The sequence below is a fragment of the Saccharothrix hoggarensis genome, from assembly GCF_042678885.1.
Lineage (GTDB): Bacteria > Actinomycetota > Actinomycetes > Mycobacteriales > Pseudonocardiaceae > Actinosynnema > Actinosynnema hoggarensis.
In genome coordinates this window covers 1-16174 of record NZ_JBHTLK010000163.1, presented here as the reverse complement: position 1 = coordinate 16174, position 16174 = coordinate 1, and the positions used below count along the sequence as shown (strand labels likewise).

The window sequence follows — 16174 nt, the reverse complement described above, 5'->3', positions numbered from 1 at the left end:
TCTGCGCCGGCTGGTAGGGCGGCGGCTTCTCCACCTGGTAGGGCGGCGGCTTCGGCGGCTCGGCCCGCGCGGGCTGCGGCTCCGCCACGGGCGCCGACTCGGCGACGCGCGTCGGCGGGTAGTGCCGCTGCGGCGGGGTCGGCCGGTACGGGGGCACGGGCTGGTACGGCGGGATCTGCGCCGGCTGGTAGGGCGGCGGCTTCTCCACCTGGTAGGGCGGCGGCTTCGGGTTCGGCCCCTGCGGCTGCTGGGGCTGCGGCGGTGGCGTTCTCGACACCGCGGGTTGCGGGCTCGGGTTCCCGCGATCGCGACCGGGGCGGTTCAGCATGGCGGTAGTCAACCCGAAAACCCGCACGACGAGGGAGCCCACGAGCGCGATCGGGAAGAACCCGAGCAGCAGGTGGCCCACCAGCGTGACCGGCAGCGCCGACGTGGACAGCAGCAGGACCAGGAACGGGGGCCAGAACAGGCGGCGCGGCCAGTTCGGGCCGAGCCGGAACGCCGAGCCCGCCTGCAGCATCACGAACAGCAGGCACATCAGCGCCAGGACGGCCGTCGCGCACGCCGCGATCAGGTCCATGACGTCGGCGTTCGCCGTGATCGCCTCGACGACCGACGGCGCGCCAACCAGGTACTCGTACTGGGTGAACGCCACGCAGGGCGACTCGCTCAGCGACTCCATGCCCGGCAGCGCGCGGGTGCGCAGCAGCTTGACCGTCGCCGAGAACGCCATCCACGGCAGCACCAACGTGCTCATCACGCCGAGGACGGCGAAGATCGCGCCGGTGACCGGGCCGTAGGAGTTGCCGACGACGCGGCGGACGGTGATCGACAGCAGGGCGGCGACCGTGGGCAGCACGCCGATCAGCGCGCCGAACGCCGTGGCGGTCCAGGCCCAGTCGCCCGGGCAGACCGACACACCCGACCAGCCGTGCAGCCACGCCAGCAGCGACTCGGCCAGCTCCACGACCCGCACCACCCCTTCTCGTCGTCTCTCAGGGTACGGGTGCGGGCCACGCCGACAGCGCGGTGCGGGCAACGTCGTGCAGTTCCGCCCTGGTGGCGCCGTCGCGGGCCAGGGACGACATGCCCTGGACGGTGGCCGCGACGAACAGGGCGAGCCGGCGCGCGTCCGTGCCGGCGGGCAGCGCGCCGGTGGCGACGTCGTGCCGGATCTTCGCCTCGACCGCCTGTCTGGCCTGGTCACGGAGGTGGCGAAGGTCGGGCGCGCTGAGGATCAGGCAACCCTTGGGCCGGTCGGGGTTCGTGTACTCGACGGCGGCTTCGGTGAGGATGCGCTCGACCGCCTGGCGCGCCGTGGGCTCCTCGTCGAGGGCCCGCGTGGTGAACGCGCCGTAGGTGGCCTGGTAGCGCGTGACGACCTCGGCGAAGAGGGCCTGCTTGTCGCCGAACGCGGCGTAGAGGCTGGGCGGGTTGACGCCGGTGGCCTCGGTGAGGTCGGCGACGGACGTCGCCTGGTAGCCGTCGCGCCAGAAGGCGCGCGTGATCCGGTCCAGCACCTCGTCCCGGTCGAACCCGCGTCTGCGCCCCACCACCCCACGATTTTATAACGACCGCTACAGTTGCACTTCTGTAGTGGTCGTTACAGATTGGGGTGCTGGTGAAGACGGCATTGGTGACCGGGGCGGGGCGGGGAATCGGGCGGGCGATCGCGCTGCGGCTGGCGGCGGACGGGATGCGGGTCGTCGTGCACTACGGCCGGGACGACGAGTCGGCCGCCTCCGTGGTGGCGGAGGCCGGGCGCGGGGCGTTCGCGGTGCGGGCCTCGCTGCCGGCGGAGCTCGACGCGCTGGTGGCCGCGCTGCCGCCGTTGGACGTGCTGGTGAACAACGCGGGCGCGGCCCTGCCGCACCCGATCGAGGACGTGACGCCCGAGGCGTTCGACGAGGTGTTCGGCGTGAACGTGCGGGCGCCGTTCTTCCTGGTGCAGCGCGCGCTGCCGTTGCTGCGGGACGGTGGGCGGATCGTGAACATCTCGTCCGGGGCGACGCGGATCGCCATGCCGGCGGGGATCGCGTACTCGATGACGAAGGGCGCGCTGGACACGTTCACGCGCACCCTGGCACAACACCTCGGGCCGCGCGGGATCACCGTGAACACCGTCGCGCCCGGCGTGGTCGACACCGACATCAACGCGCCGTGGCTGCGCGGGAACCCGGAGGCGGAGGCGGCGATGGCGGCGCGGTCGGCGCTGGGCCGGATCGGTCGCGCGGACGACATCGCGGACGTCGTCTCGTTCGTGACGTCGGAGGACGCCCGGTGGGTCACGGGGGCGTGGATCGACGCGACCGGCGGCGCCCACCTGTGACCGCGCGGAAAGGGGGGTCCGGCTGCAAGTGCGAGCCGGACCCCTCCCCCGCGCGTGCGCCCGCCGCTAGCTCACACGCGCTCCCACAAGGCGGGCACCGCCGGCGGATCCCAGCCTGGTTGGGACGTGTGCCCCTGCAAGCACCTGTACCCGACGCCGTCGTACGTCACGAGGGAGCCGGTCGTGTACGCGACGCCTGGCTGCCAGGTCGTCTGGCCCGGGTTCGTGGTGGTCGTCGTGGTCGGCGAGGTGGTGCTGGTTGGCGTGCCGCCGCTGACGACCAACTGGAGGCCGTAGACCTGGAGGATCTCGTTGACCGGCTGGAAGTAGATCGTCCCGCCGGACGTGCAGTTCCCGGAGCCACCGGAGGTGACGCCCTGCGCCTGGTCACCGGTCAGCCACGAGCCGCCGGAGTCGCCGGGTTCGGCGCAGGCGTTCGTGCGGGTCAGGCCGGTGATCGTGCCTTCGGGGTAGGTCACGGAGGCGTTCTTCTGCTGGATGGTGCCGCAGCGCCACCCCGTCGTGGAGCCCGAGCGGCAGACCGAGGCGCCCACCGGGGCCTCGGTGGAACCCGCCACCGGCACCGTGCCGGGGTAGCGGTTGACCAGCGGGCGGCCCGTGTTGCCCGCGGCCGTGCGGACCCAGGCGTAGTCGTTGCCGGGGAAGCTGGAGCCGGCGAACGTGCCGCTCGGCTGGGTCGTGGCCGCGCCCGTGCGGCCGCAGTGGCCCGCCGTGACGAAGCCGCCGTTGACCGCGAACCCGACCGAGCAGCGCGACCCGCTGCCGATGTAGTACGCGTTGCCGCCGATCACGTCGATCAGCGGCCGCGGCTCCTCGGTGGACCGCTCGATCCGCACGTCCGCCTCGGCCAGGCCGCTGGCCCGGGTGAACGCGGCCGCGTCGGCGACGTCGCGGGCCAGGACGACCACGGTGTTGGTCGGCGCGTCGACGTACCAGCCGGGCACGGACTTCGGCGCGCTGCGGGCGTTGCGGTCGAGCTTGACCTTCAGGGCGTCGAGGTCGGCGAGGGAGCGCCGGACGAGCTTCGCCTCGGCGCCCGCCGCTTCGACGGACTGGATCTGCGCCGCGGCCGTGACGCCGACGACGAGCTTGGTGGCGTCGGCGTTCATCCACGCGCCCGCGAAGCCGGGGCCGAGGCGGGTCTTGAGGACGCCCTCGGTCCGGGCCGCGGCGGCTTCGCGGTGGATGCGGGCGCGGGCCTGGTCGGGCGTCAGGTTCAGGTCGCGCGCCAGGGCCGCGACCATGCCGCCGTCCGCGGCGGGTCGCGTTGGTGGACCGGCGGTCGCGGTGGTGGCGAGGGTCGCTGCCAATCCGGCAGCGCCCAGGACCGCCACGGCGACCGCGGCGACGCTACGTCGAGTCATCCGCTTGTCTCCTTGCAGGGGTGGTGACACGGGATGCGGGGCCGTGCCACCGACGCTAGCCGGCGCGGAGGTGCGGCGGATATGCCAATCACGTCATAACGCCACGTTATGGTCTAGTCCACTCGTGATCTTCGGATCGACGTCCGCCCAGCTCACGGCCTCAGCAGACGCAGAACTCGTTGCCCTCCGGGTCGGCCATGACGATGTGGTGCTCCGGGTCCTCCCACACCACACGACCACCGGCCGCCAGCAGCTGCGCCACCTTCGCGTTGACCGCCGACCAGCGCTCGGCCCGCGGCGCCTCCGCGCTCACCCGGATGTCGAAGTGCAGCCGGATCTTCTGCGTCTTCGGCTCCCGCACCTGTTGCAGGAACAGCTTCGGGCCCACACCGGCCGGGTCGTGCAGCCAGGCGCCGTCGTCCTGGTCGTCGTCGGACAGGTCGAACTGCGCCAGCCACTCCTCGCGCGTGGCGAACGGCGCCGGCGGCGGCTCCTCCTCGTAGCCGAGCGCCAGCTTCCAGAACTCCGCCAGCCGGGTCGGGTGGTGGCAGTCGAGGGCCAGACCGATGGTGTGCGCCATGTCCCGAGGTTAGGGCAGGGGTCCGACAGCTCAGAGCAGGCTCAGCTGGGTGCCCTTGCGCCGGCGCTTGGGCTGCGCGTCCCCGACCTGGTCGAACGCCTTGAGAGCGCTCAGGAACGGGGACTTCGGCCGCCCGGTCGTGTGGCTCAGGAACAGGTGCCGCTGCGCGCGGGTCATGCCGACGAACAGCAACCGGCGCTCCTCGTCCACCGCCTCCGGGTCGTCGGTCCCCGGCCGGCGCAGCGGCAGCAACCCGTCCTCGCACCCGACGATGAACACGACCGGGAACTCCAGACCCTTCGACGCGTGCAGGGTGAGCAGCGAGATGCGGTCCGCGCGCGGGTCCCACGTGTCCACCTCCACGCCCAGGGCGAGCGACGTGTGGAAGCGCTCGAAGTCCTCGCCGGACGCCGTGGCGAGGGGTTTCAGCAGCTCGTAGGCGGTGTGGTCGTCGCCCGCCACGGCACGCACGCGGTCGAGCACCGTCGCGCCGGCGGCGTACCGGAGGTCGTGCGCGATCCGCGCCACGCCGGGACGGTCGACCAGCCGGTCGTGCGAGCGCTTCTGGAACGGCAGGCCGGACTGGGTCAGTGCCTCGACCAGCGCCCGCGACTGCCGGTCCGTCCGGTACAGCACGGCGAAGTCGGAGAACCCCAGGCCCTGCGTGCCGTCGCCGACCACCCGCCCGCTGTCGAACGCGTGGAACGACGCCCCGCCGAGCACCTGCTCGACGGTCCGCGCCACGAACGCCGCCTCGGCCGACTCCGACGCCGCGTGGTGCACGCCGATGGGCGCGGCGCCGTGGTCGACCATCGGCCGCAGCTCCCGCCCCGGCACCAGGGACGACGGCGCGATCACCTCCAACGCGCCCGTCACGACCGCCGCCGACGACCGGTAGTTGCGGGTCAGGTGCACGGTCCGCGCGGTCGGGAAGTCCTCCCGGAACCGCAGGAAGAACCCGACGTCCGCGCCGCGGAACCGGTAGATCGCCTGGTCCGGGTCGCCGATCGCGGTCAGGTTGCCGTCGGCGGGCGCGAGCAACCGCAGCAGCCGGTACTGCTGCTCGTCCACGTCCTGGTACTCGTCCACCGACACCCACCGCCACCGCGCCCGGTAGGCGTCGACGAGCGCGGGCGAGCCCTCCAGCAGCGCCAACGGCAACGTGATCAGGTCGTCGAAGTCCACGAGGTCCTGCGCGCGCAAGGCTTTCTTGTACCGCTCGTCACCGGAGGCGACGAGCGCCCGCGCTTCCTTCTCGTCCGCGACGACCGACGACGCCACCGCCAGTTGGCGATCCGGGTCGGCGACGCCGAACGACGCCGACAGTCCCACCGACGAGTGGTGTTCCCGCAGGATCAGCACCCCGAGCGAGTGAAACGTCGCGATGGTCAGGTCGCCGACGGCGTCGGGCGCGAGGGCCGCCAGCCGTTCGGCCATCTCCTCCGCCGCGCGCCGGGTGAACGTGATGGCCAGGCACTCGGCGGCCGGCACGCCGCGCGCCGTCACCAGGTCCGCGATCCGGTGCGTCAACGTCCGCGTCTTGCCCGTCCCCGGCCCGGCGATGATCAGCAACGGCCCGCCGTCCACCTCGGCCGCCGCCCGCTGCTCCGGGTCGAGGCCGTCCAGCAACGACCCCGTGACGTCGACCGGGGTCGCGGGCGCCGCGGGCAGGGGCTCCGCCGCGCGCTCCGGCGCCGGACGCTCCACAGTGGACCGAACGGGCGCGGCGCAGTCGAACAGCGCGAACGCCGACCGCCGCCGCTCCAACTCCCCCGGCTCGAACACCGTGATCACGCCGTACTCGCCGTCGTACCCGGAATCGCGCACCACCTCGCCGCGCCGCAGCCGGGCCACCGCCTCGCCCAGCAACGTCGAGTGCGCCGCGATGTCGTCCACCGGGACGTCCTGGAGGATCACGAGCTCCGGGCCGAGCGCCGCGGTCAGCCGGTCGACCTCGGCCAGCACCTTCTTGCTCTTCGGCCCGGTGCCGACGATCTCGCTCACGATCTCCGGCAGCGGCACGAGGCTGGTGAACCCGGCGGCTCCGGCCGGTCGCGACCCGGCGGGCCGGTCGGCCAGCTCCTCCACCCGGCTGAGCACGCCGACCGTCAGCGGCTTGCCGCACTCCGGGCAGATCCCGCGGTGCGCCAGCGTCTCGGCGGGCTCCATCCGGACGCCGCACTTGCGGTGCCCGTCGACGTGGTACTTGCCCTCCTCGGGGAAGAACTCGAGCGAACCGGCGAACCCGTCCCCGGTCTCCAGCGCACGCCGCACCGCGTAGTAGTCCAGGTCCGTGTCGAACACCGTCGCCTCACGGCCCAGCGCGGGCGGCGAGTGCGCGTCCGAGTTGCTGACCAGCCGGTACTTGTCGAGCCCCGACACCCGCCAGTTCATCGCCGGGTCGGACGACAGCCCGGTCTCCACGGCGAAGACGTGCGGTGCCAGGTCGGCGTAGCAGTCCTCGATCGCGTCGAACCCGGACTTCGAGCCGAGCACCGCGAACCACGGCGTCCAGACGTGCGCGGGCACGAGGTAGCCGCCGCACCCCAGCGTGATCTCCAGCAGGTCGCGCGAGTCGAGCCCGAGGATCGGCCGACCGTCCGAGCCCAGGTTGCCGATCTTGGCGAGCGTGGCGTTGAACCGGGCGGCCGACGCCAGGTCCGGCAGGTAGACGAGGTGGTGCACCTTGCGGGTCCGGTCGTCGCGCTTGTAGATCGTCGAGATCTCGACCGACAGCATGAACCGGACGGGCGCCGCCGCCAGCGACGGCGGGAGCGTGCGGTCGATCTCCCGGTCGAGGTCGTCGCGCAGCCGGTACAGGCCGGGCGAGTCCTCGACCAGCGTCTCGGTCAGGTGGTCGTACCACGCGGGGTGGGTGAAGTCGCCGGTGCCGACCAGCGAGATCCCCTTCCGGCGGGCCCACCACGTCAGGTGTTCGAGGTCGCAGTCGCGGCTGCAGGCCCGGGAGTACTTGGAGTGGATGTGGAGATCCGCCACAAAGCGCACCGCGCTGATCTTAGCCACGTGCCGTCCGCGTCCCCGCCACGTCCCGGCCACGCCTTCGCCACGTCCCGGCCGCGCCTTGGTCACGTCTTGGCGGCGCACGCATGGCGCGCTCGGCGCGTCACACTGGCGGTCATGGACGATCCTGCGGTGGCCGGGCGGGTGCTCGTCGTGGACGACGACGTGACCGTGCGCGACGTGGTGCGCCGGTACCTGGAGGTGGCCGGGTACCAGGTGGAGGTGGTCGGCGACGGCGAGAGCGCGTTGCGCCGGTTCGCCGAGCGCCAGCCGGACCTGGTGGTGCTGGACCTGATGCTGCCCGGCGTCGACGGGTTGGAGGTGTGCCGGCGGCTGATGGTCCGCAGCGCCGTGCCCGTGGTGATGCTGACCGCGCTGGGCGAAGAGGAGGACCGGATCGCCGGGCTCCAGCTCGGCGCGGACGACTACGTGACCAAGCCGTTCAGCCCGCGCGAGCTGGCGCTGCGGGTGACGTCGGTGCTGCGGCGGTCGCGGGTCGCGGCGGCGCGGTCGTCGTCCGTGCTGGAGGACGGCGGGCTGCGGGTGGACGTGGGCGCGCGGTCGGCGTGGCTGGACGGGCGCGAGCTGCCGCTGACCACCCGCGAGTTCGACCTGCTGGTGTTCTTCCTGACCCACCGCGGCACCGCGTTCAGCCGGGGCGAGCTGCTGTCTCGGGTGTGGGGCTGGGAGTTCGGCGACCAGTCCACCGTGACCGTCCACGTGCGACGGTTGCGGGAGAAGGTCGAGGCCGACTCGGCCCGCCCGACGCGCATCGCCACCGTGTGGGGCGTCGGCTACCGGTACGACGGCGGTGCGTGATGCTGGTCGAGATCTACCACATCCTGCCGTTCGCGGTGCTGTTCTCGCTGCCGTTGGCGCTGCTCGGGGCGTTGGTGCTGCGGAAGCTGTGGAACGGGTCGCTGGCCACGGCGCTGACCGTGCTGGCGATCGTGCCGGTGGTGGCGACCGTCGGCGGCGTGCTCGCGGTGAGCGGGTTCATGTTCACCCCGATCCTCACCACGACCGTGCTGGTGTGCCTGCTGGTGGCGGTGGTGACGGTGCCGACCGCGGTGCTGCTGGGGCGGGCGCTGGCGCGGCGCAGCGTGTGGGAGCGGGAGGCGCGGGCGCGGGAACGGGCCGCCGAGGCGTCGCGGCGGGAGCTGGTGGCGTGGATCAGCCACGACCTGCGCACACCGTTGGCGGGCATCCGGGCGATGGCCGAGGCGCTGGCGGACGGCGTGGTGTCGCGGCGGGACGAGGTCGCGGACTACGCGGGTCGGATCTCCGCCGAGGCGGAGGCGCTGTCCGGGATGGTGGACGACCTGTTCGAGCTGTCCCGGATCACGGCGGGCGCGTTGCGGCTGACGTTGTCCGAGGTGCCGCTGGCGGACGTGGTCAGCGAGGTGGTGGCGGCGGAGGGGCCGGTGGCGTCGCGCAAGGGCGTGCGGCTGGAGGCGGACGCGACGACGTGGCCCGTGGTGCTGGGCAGTGACCCGGAGCTGGCGCGGGTGGTGCGCAACCTGCTGTCCAACGCGATCCGGCACACGCCGCCGGACGGGACGGTGGCCGTGCGGGTGGACGTGGACGGCCCGTCGGCGCTGCTGCGCGTGGACGACGCGTGCGGCGGCATCCCGGAGGACGACCTGCCGCGCGTGTTCGACGTGGCGTTCCGCGGCACGCCGCACCGCCGGCCGGTGGGCGGAGGGTTGGGGTTGGCGATCGCGCGCGGGCTCGTGGAGGCCCACCAGGGCACGATCGACGCCCGCAACCACGGGCGCGGCTGCCGGTTCGAGGTGCGGCTGCCGCTCAGCGCCGGCGGTTCGCCGCGCACCGCTTGACGTGCCCCGGGGGTGGGTCGGCGCGGTCCGGTGTGATGACAGCGTGACGTCACGGAACCGCGAGATCCACCGATTGGCTACGGTGACGCGCATGGAACGCAGCGCGCAGCGCCTGGGACGCGCCCTTGTCGTGATCGTGGACGACCGTGTGGCGCACGGTGAGCACGACGACAGCACAGGACCCCTGGTCACCGAGTTGCTGGAGGAAGCAGGGTTCATCGTCGACGGCACCGTCGCGGTGGAGGGTGAGGTCGTGGGCATCCGCGCCGCACTGAACACCGCCGTCATCGGTGGCGTCGACCTGGTGGTGACCGTCGGTGGCACCGGTGTGTCGCCGCGCGACGTCACGCCGGACGCCACGCAGGGCGTGCTCGACCGGCCGATCAGCGGTATCGCCGAGGCGCTCCGGGCGTCGGGGTTGGCGGCGGGCGCGGTCGACGCGGGCATCTCGCGGGGGCTGGTCGGCGTGTCCGGCAGCACCCTCGTGGTGAACCTCGCCGGGTCGCGGTCGGCGGTGCGGGACGGCATGGCGACGTTGTCCGCGCTGGTGCCGTACGTGATCGAGCAGCTGTCGGGGCTGGACGAGTCGTGACCGAGCCGGCTGACGACGCCGACGCCACCCCTCCCGCGGCGGCAGCCGCCGATCAGGCTGCCGCGGCCGCAGCAGCTTCGGCTGATGCGGCTTCGGCTGCGGCTGCGGCTGCCTCTGTCGCGGAGGAGGCGGCGCGGCGTCGTCGGCTGGCGGAGGTGTTCGGCGACGTGCTGCCGGGGAGCTCGTCGGACGAGCCGCGCCCGACCGGGCGCGACGACCGGTGGTACGAGGAGAACCGGCCGCCACACCACGGCGGGTAGCGGCCGGGCCGCCCGGCGACCGGTCTCCGTCGAGCCGGCGCGGGGCCGAGCGATGACGGACGATGGCGGGCGACGGTGGGCGATGGCCGGGCGGCGCCTTGGGCGGCCCGGCCACCTCCGGTGTCCGTGGGACGACCCGTTCGCGGGATCGTCAGTCCTGGCGCTGGCGCTGCGCGGCGAGCAGGTCGCGGATCTCCTTCAGCAGCTCCACGTCGGTCGGCTCGACCGGGCCGGCTTCCTCTCCGCGCTTGCGGCGCTCCTTCAGCTTGTTCATCGGCAGCACGAAGATGAAGTAGACGATCGCGGCCACGATCAAGAAGTTGATCACCGCGGTGATGATCGCGCCGAAGTCGATGATGGTCTTGTCGCTCTTGCCGAGCTGCACCGCCAGGCCGTTCACGTTGTTGCCGCCGAACAACGCGATGATCGGGTTGATCAGGTTCGTGGTGAACGCGGTGACGATGGCGGTGAACGCGGCGCCGATGACCACGGCCACGGCCAGGTCGATCACGTTGCCGCGCATGAGGAAGTCCTTGAAGCCCTTGATCACAGTCGACTCCTCCGTTCGGGGGTATTGGGGGGCTAGCGGAGGGTAACGGCAAAGCACGCTCGCAGTAACCCAACAGAGCGTGTGTCGCCCCAACACCACCCTCACGCGGGTTACCCCACCCCACCCGAACCACCCCAACACCACCCCACACCACCCTTTCCACGGTCATCCCCCGACCGCCGCCCCTCGCCACCTCCGCCCCGCCGCGCCACGCCACAGCGGCCGGCCCAGCGACCGCCGGAACCGCACCGGGTTCGCTCGCCGGTCATGCCAGCACCGGGTTGCGGTGAGTGGGATGACAACGACCGGCCCGACGCAGGCCGAATGCGGCACCAACCACGACCACCCGAAGCACGATCGCGGCGGCAACAGACATGCCTTTGGCGATCAGCGGGCGGCGGGCAACGGGTGGCGGGCCACGGGCGGGGGTGGCGGTCGCGGTGGCGACCGGCCGTGATCGCAGGCCGCTGCGGTGGCGGCGGGTGGCGGGCCGTCGCGGCGGTGGGCTGCGGTCGCGGTGGGTGGCTGCCGTTGTGGTGAGGGTGAGGGTTAGTGGTGGGTTACGGCTACTGGGTTGGCCAGGGACTCCGAGGCGATTCGGTGCGCCGCCTCGCGGTTGGCGGAGATCACCACCACCTCGTCCCGCACGGCTACCACCGAGGCGTCCGTGGCCAGCACGCGCGACTCCGCGCCGACCACGTCGACCCGGCTCCCCGGCCGCAGCAAGCCCGCCACCCCGGCGTCCGCGAGGCGCACCGCCACCGACGAGACGTCCGGGTCGGATGGTCCTAGTCGGGCATCCGTCAGGGGTTCGCCCGCTCTCGCCGCGGACACCAGCGTTCGGCCCAGCGCGTCGGGCCGGGTGACGGTTCCGGTTGGGGACAGAGACGGCGGCATGGCTACCGCGCGGACGTCCTCGGCGGTCAGGGGGACGTTCGGCGGGAGGTCGCGCGCGGCTACCAGGACGTCGACCGTGGGACTGGGCGGCAGCACGGCCAGACCCACGGCGACCAGGGCCAACAGGGCCGCCAAGATCCTTCTGAGGTGGAGGGGCATGGGGTCGACGTTAGGGACGTCAGCGCCCTGCCGACAGCAGGAATCCCCGAGTTGTGGACAACTCGGGGACCTGTGGAGAACTGCCCTACGACGCGGCGGCGGCCGGAGTGGAGGACGACGACGAAGAGGAGGAAGAAGTCGACTCGCTCTTCGTGGAAGAGGTGGAAGACGAGGACGGAGCGGAGGTGGACGACGAACGGCTGTCCGTCCGGTAGAAGCCGCTGCCCTTGAACACGACGCCGACCGCGCCGTACAACTTGCGCAGCCTGCCGGAGCACTCGGGGCACTCGGTGAGCGCGGAGTCCGAGAAGGACTGCACCGCGTCGAACCGGTGGTCGCACTCGGTGCAGGCGTACTGGTAGGTCGGCACGGTGGGCCCTCCACGAGTCCGGTTTGGCACTCCTCCGTCACGAGTGCCAACAACGATGATGCGCCAACGGGCACACGTGGCGCAAACATCACAGGTCAACGTCACAACGGCAGTCGAACCAAGCCCGATCCGGGCGTCAGCACCGCATCCATCCGGACATCGTGCGGTTCGGCCGGCAGTGACGGCACGAACTCCTCGTCCCGCACAAGGGCCACCAACGGACCTGTGGACAACGTCAACGCGCGGTCGTAGTAGCCGCCGCCCTTGCCCAGCCGCACCCCGGAGTGGTCCACCGCCAACGCCGGCACCAGCACCAACGCCGCCGAGCCGACCGCCGCCGCACCCAGCAACGGCCCCACCGGCTCATGCAGCCCGAACGCGCCCGGCCGCAGCTCCCCGTCGTACGCGGCCCAGTCCAGCGACGAGCCGACCACCACCGGCAGCAACACGCGCAGCCCGCGATCCCGCAACGCGTCGAGCATCTCCACCGACCCCGGCTCCGACGGCGCGGCAACGTACGCGCACACCGCCTGACCGGCCGAAACGCCGAAAGCAGCAACGGCGATCAGCACTTCGGCCGCCATCGCGGGCATGACCGCGCTGCGACGAGCGGCTCGCAACCGTGTGCGCAGCGTCGTCTTCCGATTACGTTCACCGGACGTCATGGCAGGTCACCCTAAGCGCGCCGTTACGCTCGCAGGCCATGAGCGCCTTCCAGACAGCAATCGTGCCGGCGGCAGGCTTGGGCACCCGCTTCCTGCCCGCCACCAAAGCGGTGCCCAAGGAACTGCTGCCGGTCGTGGACACCCCCGGCATCGAACTCGTCGCCACCGAGGCCGCGGAGGCGGGCGCGACGAAGCTCGTGATCGTCACCTCCCCCGGCAAGGACGCGGTCGCGGAGTACTTCCGCCCGCAGCCCGAGCTGGAGCGGACGCTGGAGGAGCGCGGCAAGACGGACCTGGTCGAGAAGGTCCGCCGCGCCCCGAGCCTGCTCGCCGTCGAGACCGCCATCCAGGACAAGGCCCTCGGCCTCGGCCACGCGGTCGGCTGCGCGGAGGGCAACCTGACCGGCGCGGACGAGGCGGTCGCCGTCCTGCTCCCGGACGACCTGGTGCTGCCGACCGGCGCCCTGAAGAAGATGGCCGCGGTGCGCGAGAAGTTCGGCGGCAGCGTGCTGTGCGCGTTCGACATCCCCAAGGACCAGATCTCCGCCTACGGCGTCTTCGACGTCCGCGACACCGGTGACGACGACGTCAAGCAGGTCGTCGGCATGGTGGAGAAGCCGAAGGCGGAGGACGCGCCGTCCACGTTCGCCGCGGCCGGCCGCTACCTGCTCGACCGGGCCGTCTTCGACGCCCTGAAGCGCATCACGCCGGGCGCGGGCGGCGAGCTCCAGCTCACCGACGCCATCGCGCTGCTGATCAACGAGGGCCACCCGGTGCACGTCGTCGTCCACCGCGGTGGGCGACACGACCTGGGCAATCCGGGTGGATTCCTCAAAGCTGCGGTTGACTTCGCACTTGAGCACCCGGACTACGGGCCCGACCTGCGGGAGTGGTTGCGGGAACGCCTCGGCAACTCCTGAACGAGGGTCAACTATGAGGTCAGTGGACGAGCAGCTCGCCAGGGTGGTCGCCGCCGCGGTGCGGCCCGCCCCCGTGCGGGTGGCGATCTCGGAGTCGCAGGGCCTGCTCTGCGCCGAGGAGGTCGTCGCCGAGCGGGCGTTGCCCGGTTTCGACCAGGCGGCGGTCGACGGTTACGCGGTGCGCAGCGTGGACGTGCAGGCCGCCAACGAGGAACCGGTGCAGCTGCCGGTGGTCGGCGAGATCCCGGCCGGGTCCCGCCAGCCCCGGCGGCTTCAGCCGGGCCAGGCGGTCCGGGTCGCGACGGGCGCCCCGCTGCCCACGCTGGCCGACGCCGTGGTGCCCCTCGGCTACACCGACGGGCACCCGGCGAAGGTGACCGTGCACCGCTCGGTGCCGTCCGCGGCGTACGTGCGGCGCACCGGCGAGGACGTGCAGACCGGTGACGTCGCCGTGCGCCGCGGCGCGTCCATCGGCGCGGCCCAGGTCGGCCTGCTCGCCGCCGTCGGCCGCAACAAGGTGCTGGTCCACCCCCGGCCGCGGGTGTCGGTGATCTCGGTCGGCGAGGAGCTGGTCGACGTCGACCGCACCCCCGGCCAGGGCCAGGTGTACGACGTGAACTCGTACGCGCTGGCCGCCGCCGCGCGGGACGCGGGCGCCGAGGTCAGCCGGGTCGGCATCCAGTCGTCCGACCCGCGCCGGCTGCACGAGGTCGTCGAGGGACGGTTGCTGCTGTCCGAGATCGTGGTCGTCGCGGGTGGCGTCGGGGGCGTCATCGGCGACGAGGTGCGGGCGGCGCTGGCCGACCTGGGCGACGTCGACGTGACGCGGGTGGCCATGCACCCCGGCTCGGTGCAGGGCTTCGGCCGGCTCGGGCCGGACGCGGTGCCGACGTTCCTGCTGCCCGCGAACCCGATGAGCGCGTTGGTCGTTTTCGAAGTGCTGGTGCGTCCGCTGATCCGGGCCGCGCTGGGCAAGCGCAACCCGTACCGGCGGGCGGTCAGCGCGCGGCTGCTGTCGCCGCTGACCTCGACCAAGGGCCGGCGCGGCTACCTGCGCGGCCAGCTGCTGCGCGACGCGGACAACGGCGAGTACCTGGTGCAGCCGCTGGGTACCTCCGGGTCGCACCTGCTGGCGTCGTTGGCCGAGGCGAACTGCCTGATCATGGTCGACGAGGACGTGACCGACGTGGCGGTCGGCGAAGAGGTCATGGTCAGCTTCCTGGCGCAGAGGGGCTAGCGGCGGCAGGGCGGGAGCAGAAGGGGTCAGATTGAGTCTGGCGTGGGAAGGCGGCCGACATCCCGGCTGGCCCGCGCGGCTCGGACCGCTGAGGGTCGACGCCGGTGTCGTGGCACTGCGCCCGCCGAAGCTGTTCGACGCGTCCGCGTGGTCCCGGACGAGGCTCCGGGACCGGGCGCACCTGGAGGACTGGGAGCCCACGGCGGTCGAGGGCTGGCAGGAGCGCAACGCCCCGCTGGCGTGGCCGGCGCAGTGGTCGTCGCTCAAGGCGCTGGCCCGGCGCGGGCAGGCGCTGCCGTTCGTGATCACCGTGGACGGCGCGCTGGCCGGGCAGATCACCGTCGGCAACGTCGTGCGCGGCTCGCTGCGGTCGGCGTGGGTCGGGTACTGGGTGGCGGCCGACCGGGCGCGCGGCGGCGTGGCCACGGCCGCGCTCGCGCTCGTGGTCGACCACTGCTTCGGCGAGGCGGGCCTGCACCGGCTGGAGGCGACCGTCCGGCCGGAGAACACGGCCAGCCTGAGGGTGCTCGCGAAGGCCGGTTTCCGGGAGGAAGGGCTGTTCCTGCGGTACCTCGACGTGGCCGGCGACTGGCGGGACCACCTGTGCTTCGCCATGACGTCGGAGGAGGCGTCGCCCGACGGCCTGGTACGCCGATTGGTCGCGCGGGGATACGCCCGAACTGCCTGATCCTGGGGCCGTGCGGCTTATTCGGATCACCCGAAAGTGGGTGATACACCACACTTTGGTACGTACGCCGGTCGGCGTGCCTCCGACACAGGTGTGACTGTTGTGACTAGCGTGGCAGACGCACCGAGCGCGCCGCGGGGTAGGGGGAGGTGACGGGGATGCCCAGCTCGCTGATCGTCGTGGGACTGGTGGTGGCCTGGTTGGTCGTCCTCGTCCCGATGGTCGCGCGCAAGCGCGCCGACGCGACGCGCGGCAGCATGGAGGAGGAGTACGACGCCATGCCCGAGGTCGACACCGAGTTCACCGAAGCCGAGTTCGAGGACTACGACGAGTACGACGACGAGCCGGAGGTGGACGACTTCGTCCCGCACCGGCCGTTCCGCCCCGGCCGCGGCGGCTACGACCCCGAGACCGCGGCGATCGTCGCCCAGGCGAAGTACGCGTTCCGCCGGCGTGTCGTCGGCACGCTCCTGCTGATCGCGCTCGTCACCGGCGTCGTCGCCGGCGTGCTCTACCCGCTCGCGTGGTGGGGCCACGCGGCGGTCGACGTGACGCTCGTCTCCTACCTCGGCTACCTGCGCCGCCAGGTGCGGATCGAGGAGGAGATCCGCGCCCGCCGGGTCGCCCGGCTCGCCCAGGCGCGCCGCCGCACGGTGCGCCACAGCGGTCCGGCGCGCCCGCAC

The 16174-nt window shown here is 72.7% G+C and carries 16 protein-coding genes and 1 pseudogene; 8 read left to right on the top strand and 9 right to left on the bottom strand.

Annotation, left to right across the window (positions count from 1 at the left end; translation table 11 throughout):
* Together ACFQ3T_RS25550 and ACFQ3T_RS25545 are read right to left on the bottom strand one after the other, a co-directional pair.
* Positions 1–976: pseudogene (locus ACFQ3T_RS25550) on the bottom strand (serine/threonine-protein kinase); the annotation flags it as partial.
* 19 nt (positions 977–995) lie between these two features.
* Positions 996–1556, bottom strand: a complete 561-nt coding sequence (locus tag ACFQ3T_RS25545) for a TetR/AcrR family transcriptional regulator (protein WP_380726660.1) — start codon at positions 1554–1556, stop codon at positions 996–998.
* 65 nt (positions 1557–1621) lie between these two features.
* On the opposite strand from ACFQ3T_RS25545, the gene ACFQ3T_RS25540 reads away from it, so the two are divergent.
* The gene (locus tag ACFQ3T_RS25540) at positions 1622–2329 is read left to right on the top strand and encodes an SDR family NAD(P)-dependent oxidoreductase (protein WP_380726658.1); all 708 of its coding nucleotides are present in this window, start codon (positions 1622–1624) and stop codon (positions 2327–2329) included.
* A 71-nt stretch (positions 2330–2400) separates the two neighbouring features.
* Here ACFQ3T_RS25540 and ACFQ3T_RS25535 read toward each other — a convergent pair whose 3' ends face one another.
* The 3 genes from ACFQ3T_RS25535 to ACFQ3T_RS25525 form a co-directional block, all read right to left on the bottom strand.
* Positions 2401–3714, bottom strand: a complete 1314-nt coding sequence (locus ACFQ3T_RS25535; RefSeq protein ID WP_380726656.1) for an alpha-lytic protease prodomain-containing protein — start codon at positions 3712–3714, stop codon at positions 2401–2403.
* 160 nt (positions 3715–3874) lie between these two features.
* Positions 3875–4294: a VOC family protein gene (locus tag ACFQ3T_RS25530; protein WP_380726654.1), complete on the bottom strand. Its 420-nt coding sequence runs from the start codon at positions 4292–4294 to the stop codon at positions 3875–3877.
* Between the two features lie 30 nt (positions 4295–4324).
* Positions 4325–7300, bottom strand: a complete 2976-nt coding sequence (locus tag ACFQ3T_RS25525) for a UvrD-helicase domain-containing protein (RefSeq protein WP_380726652.1) — start codon at positions 7298–7300, stop codon at positions 4325–4327.
* Positions 7301–7432: 132 nt separating this feature from the next.
* Here ACFQ3T_RS25525 and ACFQ3T_RS25520 point away from each other — a divergent pair, with 132 nt between their 5' ends.
* The 3 genes from ACFQ3T_RS25520 to ACFQ3T_RS25510 all read left to right on the top strand — a co-directional run bounded on the left by ACFQ3T_RS25520 (position 7433) and on the right by ACFQ3T_RS25510 (position 9745).
* Positions 7433–8134 carry a response regulator transcription factor gene (locus tag ACFQ3T_RS25520; RefSeq protein ID WP_380726650.1) on the top strand — a complete coding sequence of 234 codons (702 nt, stop codon included), beginning with the start codon at positions 7433–7435 and terminating at the stop codon, positions 8132–8134.
* The gene (locus ACFQ3T_RS25515; protein ID WP_380726648.1) at positions 8134–9153 is read left to right on the top strand and encodes a sensor histidine kinase; all 1020 of its coding nucleotides are present in this window, start codon (positions 8134–8136) and stop codon (positions 9151–9153) included. Before ACFQ3T_RS25520 ends, ACFQ3T_RS25515 begins: the two co-directional genes overlap by 1 nt.
* Before the next feature lie 91 nt (positions 9154–9244).
* On the top strand, positions 9245–9745 hold the full coding sequence (locus tag ACFQ3T_RS25510; protein ID WP_053719418.1) for a MogA/MoaB family molybdenum cofactor biosynthesis protein: 501 nt from the start codon (positions 9245–9247) through the stop codon (positions 9743–9745).
* Between the two features lie 411 nt (positions 9746–10156).
* On the opposite strand, the gene mscL is transcribed toward ACFQ3T_RS25510, so the two are convergent.
* The 4 genes from mscL to ACFQ3T_RS25490 all read right to left on the bottom strand — a co-directional run bounded on the left by mscL (position 10157) and on the right by ACFQ3T_RS25490 (position 12646).
* Entirely contained in the window at positions 10157–10555 is a 399-nt protein-coding gene (gene mscL, locus ACFQ3T_RS25505) for a large-conductance mechanosensitive channel protein MscL (protein WP_380726646.1), read from the bottom strand.
* Positions 10556–11104: 549 nt separating this feature from the next.
* Entirely contained in the window at positions 11105–11611 is a 507-nt protein-coding gene (locus ACFQ3T_RS25500) for an SAF domain-containing protein (protein WP_380726644.1), read from the bottom strand.
* An 85-nt stretch (positions 11612–11696) separates the two neighbouring features.
* Positions 11697–11981, bottom strand: a complete 285-nt coding sequence (locus ACFQ3T_RS25495; RefSeq protein ID WP_380726642.1) for an FmdB family zinc ribbon protein — start codon at positions 11979–11981, stop codon at positions 11697–11699.
* 101 nt (positions 11982–12082) lie between these two features.
* Positions 12083–12646, bottom strand: coding sequence for a 5-formyltetrahydrofolate cyclo-ligase (locus ACFQ3T_RS25490; RefSeq protein ID WP_380726640.1), 564 nt, complete (start codon positions 12644–12646; stop codon positions 12083–12085).
* A gap of 38 nt (positions 12647–12684) precedes the next feature.
* On the opposite strand from ACFQ3T_RS25490, the gene ACFQ3T_RS25485 reads away from it, so the two are divergent.
* The 4 genes from ACFQ3T_RS25485 to ACFQ3T_RS25470 form a co-directional block, all read left to right on the top strand.
* Positions 12685–13566, top strand: a complete 882-nt coding sequence (locus ACFQ3T_RS25485; protein WP_380726638.1) for a UTP--glucose-1-phosphate uridylyltransferase — start codon at positions 12685–12687, stop codon at positions 13564–13566.
* 13 nt (positions 13567–13579) lie between these two features.
* A complete protein-coding gene (gene glp, locus ACFQ3T_RS25480; protein WP_380726636.1) occupies positions 13580–14803 on the top strand; it encodes a molybdotransferase-like divisome protein Glp in 1224 nt (407 codons plus the stop codon).
* 31 nt (positions 14804–14834) lie between these two features.
* Positions 14835–15491 (top strand): GNAT family N-acetyltransferase, encoded by a 657-nt coding sequence (locus ACFQ3T_RS25475; RefSeq protein ID WP_380726634.1) that lies wholly within the window; start codon positions 14835–14837, stop codon positions 15489–15491.
* A gap of 158 nt (positions 15492–15649) precedes the next feature.
* Positions 15650–16174: gephyrin-like molybdotransferase receptor GlpR (locus ACFQ3T_RS25470; RefSeq protein ID WP_380726632.1), on the top strand; the 525-nt coding region annotated here is incomplete at its 3' end.

Bases quoted from the DNA above. Each gene is read 5' to 3' on its own strand.
- ACFQ3T_RS25535 (WP_380726656.1), bottom strand. From the start codon at position 3,714: ATGACTCGACGTAGCGTCGCCGCGGTCGCCGTGGCGGTCCTGGGCGCT.
- ACFQ3T_RS25530 (WP_380726654.1), bottom strand. From the start codon at position 4,294: ATGGCGCACACCATCGGTCTGGCCCTCGACTGCCACCACCCGACCCGG.
- ACFQ3T_RS25520 (WP_380726650.1), top strand. From the start codon at position 7,433: ATGGACGATCCTGCGGTGGCCGGGCGGGTGCTCGTCGTGGACGACGAC.
- ACFQ3T_RS25515 (WP_380726648.1), top strand. From the start codon at position 8,134: ATGCTGGTCGAGATCTACCACATCCTGCCGTTCGCGGTGCTGTTCTCG.
- ACFQ3T_RS25510 (WP_053719418.1), top strand. From the start codon at position 9,245: ATGGAACGCAGCGCGCAGCGCCTGGGACGCGCCCTTGTCGTGATCGTG.
- ACFQ3T_RS25500 (WP_380726644.1), bottom strand. From the start codon at position 11,611: ATGCCCCTCCACCTCAGAAGGATCTTGGCGGCCCTGTTGGCCCTGGTC.
- ACFQ3T_RS25490 (WP_380726640.1), bottom strand. From the start codon at position 12,646: ATGACGTCCGGTGAACGTAATCGGAAGACGACGCTGCGCACACGGTTG.
- ACFQ3T_RS25485 (WP_380726638.1), top strand. From the start codon at position 12,685: ATGAGCGCCTTCCAGACAGCAATCGTGCCGGCGGCAGGCTTGGGCACC.
- glp (WP_380726636.1), top strand. From the start codon at position 13,580: ATGAGGTCAGTGGACGAGCAGCTCGCCAGGGTGGTCGCCGCCGCGGTG.